The 5,385-nt window shown below is 71.3% G+C and carries 6 protein-coding genes; 4 read left to right on the top strand and 2 right to left on the bottom strand.

The genetic code is table 11. The features are described 5' to 3' along the window. Window positions 1-38: 38 nt before the first annotated feature. The 3 genes from KBX39_RS21905 to KBX39_RS21895 are packed head-to-tail and all read left to right on the top strand — an operon-like array spanning window position 39 to window position 1,556. Entirely contained in the window at window positions 39-440 is a 402-nt protein-coding gene (locus tag KBX39_RS21905; protein ID WP_187693841.1) for a helix-turn-helix domain-containing protein, read from the top strand. 35 nt (window positions 441-475) lie between these two features. Continuing rightward, a complete protein-coding gene (locus KBX39_RS21900; RefSeq protein ID WP_043327953.1) occupies window positions 476-895 on the top strand; it encodes a VOC family protein in 420 nt (139 codons plus the stop codon). Between the two features lie 49 nt (window positions 896-944). Beyond that, complete coding sequence (locus KBX39_RS21895) at window positions 945-1,556, top strand: histidine phosphatase family protein (protein ID WP_166457739.1); 612 nt, start codon at window positions 945-947, stop codon at window positions 1,554-1,556. Between the two features lie 8 nt (window positions 1,557-1,564). On the opposite strand, the gene KBX39_RS21890 is transcribed toward KBX39_RS21895, so the two are convergent. Together KBX39_RS21890 and KBX39_RS21885 are read right to left on the bottom strand one after the other, a co-directional pair. Then, window positions 1,565-2,221 (bottom strand): type 1 glutamine amidotransferase domain-containing protein, encoded by a 657-nt coding sequence (locus KBX39_RS21890; protein ID WP_247660443.1) that lies wholly within the window; start codon window positions 2,219-2,221, stop codon window positions 1,565-1,567. A gap of 80 nt (window positions 2,222-2,301) precedes the next feature. Further along, on the bottom strand, window positions 2,302-2,751 hold the full coding sequence (locus tag KBX39_RS21885) for a hypothetical protein (RefSeq protein ID WP_210872262.1): 450 nt from the start codon (window positions 2,749-2,751) through the stop codon (window positions 2,302-2,304). Window positions 2,752-2,922: 171 nt separating this feature from the next. Between KBX39_RS21885 and KBX39_RS21880 the strand changes: the two genes are divergently transcribed. Beyond that, on the top strand, window positions 2,923-5,322 hold the full coding sequence (locus KBX39_RS21880) for a M4 family metallopeptidase (RefSeq protein ID WP_210872260.1): 2,400 nt from the start codon (window positions 2,923-2,925) through the stop codon (window positions 5,320-5,322). Window positions 5,323-5,385 lie beyond the last annotated feature (63 nt).

Below are 5,385 nucleotides of genomic sequence, written 5' to 3'. Positions count from 1 at the left end.
GATCGACGTCTCGGTAGGCTGGCCGGCGGGGGGACGGCGTGAGCAGAGCGGTCGAGGAGTCCAATCGGGCGATGCTGCGGGCCCGCGACGCGATGGACCGGGCGTACGCGCAGCCGCTGGACATCGCCGCGCTGGCCCGGATCGCCCACGTGTCCGAGGCGCACTTCATCCGTACCTTCCGGGCCACCTTCGGCGAGACCCCGCACCGCTACCTGCAACGCCGCCGGGTCGAGCGGGCCATGGCCCTGCTACTGGAGACCGACCGCGACGTCACCGACATCTGCCTCGCCGTCGGCTTCAACAGCCTGGGCACGTTCAGCCGGACGTTCCACGGCATCGTCGGTGCGTCGCCCTCGGCCTTCCGGCGTCGCCGGGCCGCGCCGCCGGACGTGCCGAGCTGCTTCGCCAAGTCCTGGACCAGACCGAGCAGTTTTGGATAAGCAGCAGGTCAGGCCGCTGCTCTAGCGTCGTCGGCATGACGATGACTTCGACTTCCCGCTCGCAGATCTACGTGCTCGACCAGGACGAGGCGCTCGACTTCTACGTCGGGAAGCTGGGCCTGGAGGTCAGCACCGACCAGGATCTCGGCTTCATGCGCTGGCTCACCGTGAACGTGCCGGGGGACCCGGGCCGGGAGATCCTGCTGGAGAAGCCGGGCCCGCCGGCCCTGGACCCGAAGACCGCCGAGCAGGTCCGGGAGCTGCTGACCAAGGGCGCCGCGGGCGGGTTCCTCTTCTTCACCACCGACGACGCGCACAAGACGTACGCGGATCTGGTCGCGAAGGGTGTGGAGGTGACCGACGAGCCGACCGACCGGCCGTACGGGATCGACTTCGGCATCCGCGACCCGTTCGGCAACCGGATCCGGATCGGGCAGATGCGCCAGGGGCAGTGAACGGCGCGGCGGCGGGCTAGTCTCGCGGTCCCCGACCGTGGAGGCGCCGATGCCCAGCCGCCTGCTCTACCTGGTCCGCCACGGCGAGCAGGACCGCGCGGAGGAGGAGGCCGACACCGGCCTGTCCGAGCGCGGCCGGCGGCAGGCGACGCTGCTGGGTGAACGGCTGCGCGGCACGCGCTTCGCCGCCGTACACCATGGGCCGGCCCGCCGGGCCGCGGAGACCGCCGCGCTGGTCGCGGCGTCGCTGCCGGGTGTTCCGGTACGCGAGGACGACCGCGCCGGCGACCACGTGCCGCACGACACCGACCCGGCCGACCTGCCCGAGCGGTACGCGGAGTTCCTGGCCGGGTTCACCGAGCGGGAGCGGCGCGACGGGCCGCGTGTGACCGCGGAGGCGGTGGCGCGGTTCGCCGCCGCCCCCGCGGAGGGTGACGTACGCGAGTTGGTCGTCACCCACAACTTCCTGGTCGCCTGGCTGGTGCTGCACGCGCTGGAGGCGCCGCCGCACCGCTGGATCGGGCTCAACCACCAGAACTGCGGGCTCACCGTGATCCGTTACAGCTCGGGCGGCCCGCCGACGCTCGTCGCGCTCAACGACGTCGCCCACCTGCCGCCCGAGCTGCGTGCCACCGGCCTGCCCGACGACTACCGGTTCTGACCTGGTGCTCAGGCGATCAGCTTCACCACGGCGTCGGCGACGGCGCGGGCGGACTGCGGGTTCTGGCCGGTCACCAGGCGCTCGTCGACCACCACGTGCTCGGTGAAGTCCGGCGCCGGCACGTGCTGCGCGCCGGCCTCGGTGAGCTTGTCGGCGAGCAGGAACGGCACCTCGTCGGTGAGGCCGACGGCCGCCTCCTCGCTGTTGGTGAAGCCGGCGACACGCTTGCCGGCGACGAGCCGTGAGCCGTCGGTGAGGGTCAGGTTCACCAGCGCCGACGGGCCGTGGCAGACGGCGGCCACCACGCCGCCGCGCTCGTAGACCGAGCGGGCGATCCGGGCCAGGTCGGGGTCGTCGGGGAAGTCCCACATGGTGCCGTGACCGCCGGCGAAGAGGATCACGTCGTACCCGGCCGGGTCGACGTCGGCGGCCTTCGGGGTGTCGGTGACGCCGGCGGTGGCGAGGAAGTCGTTCTGGGTGGCGTCGTTCTCGTCCCGCCCGTCGACCGGCGGCTCGCCGCCGGCCACTGAGACCAGGTCGACGTCGTAGCCGGCGGCCCGGAACACCTCCCACGGCTCGGCGGCCTCGCCGACGTAGTAGCCGGTCGAGCGGCCGGTGCGGCCCAGCTCGGAGTGACTGGTCAGGGCGATGAGTGCGCGAGTCATGCCTTCCATGCTGGCCCCGCCGCCGGCCGGCCGGCCATAGGCCGATGTCACAGCCGGAACGGGTTTGAAGTCGGCGCCGGTCAGCCGGTGGCGCCGTTGAGCAGGTCCACCACCTGCGCGGTGACGGCGGGCGGCGTGGCCTGCGGCGGGCAGTCCACGTAGCTGACCTGGTTGGGCCCGATGGTGAGCCGGTAGCTGAACGCGTCGGCGCACATGGTCGCCGGTGCGGTGACGGCGGCTTCGGCGGCCAGCCGGGGGTCGGCCGCGAGTTGCCGCAGCCGGGTGAGCTTCTCCGCGGCGAGCTGCCCCTCTCGGGAGGCGCCGGCACGGTCGGTGCGGGTCCAGTGGCCGTCCGGCCCGACCCGGACGGTGTCGGTCAGCCCGGCGATGCCGCCCGACTTCACGAGCACGACCTCGGTGGCCAGCGGCGAGGGCCCGTCCGTGACGACGGGTGGCGCGTCGGTGCGGGCGCAGCCGGCGAGCGGGACGAGAAGGGCGGCGACGGCCGCCACGGCGGGGGCAGCTCTCATACCGGTTCGGACGCGCGACGGGACCACCCGGTTCCGGTCCACCGGTCCTCCTCATCCGTTCGGTCAGTGTCTCCGGCGGGTTCCCGCCAGCCTCTTTCACGTTCGTCGATGTATCGCTATATCTACATCAGTGACTACCCCCGTCACAACATTCGCCTTCCAGGAGGGCCCGTGAAAAGATCCGTCGCCGCCGTCAGCGCAGCGCTGCTCACCAGCAGCGTGCTGGCCTGCGTCACCACCTCGGCGCAAGCGGCAGCGCCAACCGCCCCCAGCCCCGAGACCTCGGCCGCGGCCAAGGCCGCGAGCCTGCTGCGCGCCAACCCCGGCGTCGTCAAGGGCGCCGGCGGTGAGGCCTATCAGGCCGTCCGCACCAAGGTCGACCCCTCCGGGGCGGCGCACACCCGGTACAGCCGGACCTATCAGGGTCTCCGGGTGTACGGCGGTGACTTCGTCATCCACACCGCCCCCAACGGCACCATGACCAGCGCGTCGGTCAGCCTCGACGCCCCGCTGACCCTGAGCACCACCGCGAAGGTCGGCGCGGAGGCGGCCAAGGCCAGCGCCCGCAAGACGTTCTCCGGCTCGCTCACCTCGGTCGGCGCGCCGGAGTTGTTCGTCGACGCCAGCAGCGGCAAGGGCCGCCTCGCCTGGGAGACCGTCGCGACGGGCTGGAAGGCGGACAAGCAGACCCCGTCGAAGCTGCACGTCGTCACCGACGCCACCACCGGCAAGGTGATCGGCTCGTACGACGAGATCGAGACGGTGGCCGGCACCGGCCAGGGCATCTACACCGGCTCGGTCACCATCGACACCACGCTCTCCGGCAGCACGTACCAGATGATCGACCCGGTACGCGGCAACGGCCGTACCTGCGACATGAACAACGGGACCTCCACCTGCACCACGTTCACCGACGCGGACAACGCGTGGGGTAACGGCGCCACCTCGAACCGGCAGTCGGCCGCCGTGGACGCCCACTTCGGCGCCGCCAAGACGTTCGACTACTTCAAGAACGTGCACGGCCGCAACGGCATCTTCGGCAACGGCCAGGGCGTGCCGAGCCGGGTGCACTACGGCAACAACTACGTCAACGCCTTCTGGGACGGGGCCCAGATGACCTACGGCGACGGCTCGGGCAACTCCCGCCCGCTGGTCTCGCTGGACGTCGCCGGCCACGAGATGAGCCACGGCGTCACCGAGGCGCTGGCCGGGCTGGTCTACTCCGGTGAGTCCGGTGGCCTGAACGAGTCCACCAGCGACATCTTCGGCAACATGGTGGAGTTCTACGCCGCCGCGCCGAGCGACCCGGGCGACTACCAGGTCGGCGAGAAGATCAACATCAACGGCAACGGTACGCCGCTGCGCTACATGTACAACCCGTCGCTGGACGGCTCGTCCGACTCCTGCTGGTCCACCAGCACGAAGAACAAGGACGTGCACTACTCCTCCGGCGTCGGCAACCACTTCTTCTTCAACCTCGCCGAGGGCACCGGCGCCACCGCGTACGGCACCTCGCCGGTCTGCGGCTCGGCCCCGGCGGTCACCGGCATCGGCCGCACCAAGGCGGAGAAGATCTGGTACCGGGCGCTCGACGTGTACTTCACCTCGAACACCTCGTACGTCAACACGAGCAACCCGGCCAACACTGCCCGCGCGTACACCCTGCGGGCCGCCACCGACCTGTACGGCAACTGCTCCACCGAGTACAAGACCGTCCAGGCCGCCTGGACCGCGGTGAACGTCGCCGGTAACGACGCGCCGTGCAGCTCCACCGGCAACGACTTCTCCGTCTCGCTCTCGCCGACCGCCGGGTCGGTCACCGCGGGCGGTTCGGTCACCGCCACCGTCGCCACGGCCACCACCAACGGCAGCGCGCAGACCGTGACGTTCTCCGCGTCCGGCCTGCCGACCGGCGCCACCGCGTCGTTCAGCCCCTCCTCGGTGACCTCGGGCGGCTCGTCCACGCTCACCATCTCCACCAGCTCCAGCACGCCGACCGGCACCTACTCGGTGACCGTCACCGGCAGCGCGGCGTCCGGCACGAAGACCGCCACGTTCTCGCTGACGGTGAACGGCACCGGCGGCGGCTGCACCGGCGCGGGCCAGAAGCTCGGCAACCCGGGCTTCGAGTCCGGCAACACGGTCTGGACCTCCACCTCCGGCGTGATCGGCCAGTACGGCTCGCAGGGCCAGCCGACCCGCACCGGTACGTGGAACGCCTGGCTCAACGGCTACGGCACCACCCGCACCGACTCGCTGTCGCAGTCGGTGAGCCTGCCGAGCGGCTGCTCCACGTACACCTTCTCGTTCTGGCTGCACATCGACTCGGCCGAGACCACCAGCAGCGTCCAGTACGACAAGCTGAACGTGCAGGTGCTCAACTCCTCCGGTTCGGTGCTGGCCACGCTGGCGACCTACTCGAACCTGAACAAGGCCAGCGGCTACAGCCAGAAGTCGTTCTCCCTGGCGTCGTACGCCGGGCAGACCGTCACGCTGAAGTTCACCGGCACCGAGGACGTCTCCCTGCAGACGTCGTTCGTGCTCGACGACACCGCTGTCAACGTCTCCTGACCTGACCGCCCGACCCCGGGGCCCGGGGGCCCCCCCCCCCGGGGGGGCCCCCGGCCCCCCCCC

The organism is Micromonospora sp. D75 (genome assembly GCF_018070405.1).
Lineage (GTDB): Bacteria > Actinomycetota > Actinomycetes > Mycobacteriales > Micromonosporaceae > Micromonospora > Micromonospora chalcea.
This window is presented reverse-complemented; position numbering and strand designations above follow the sequence as displayed.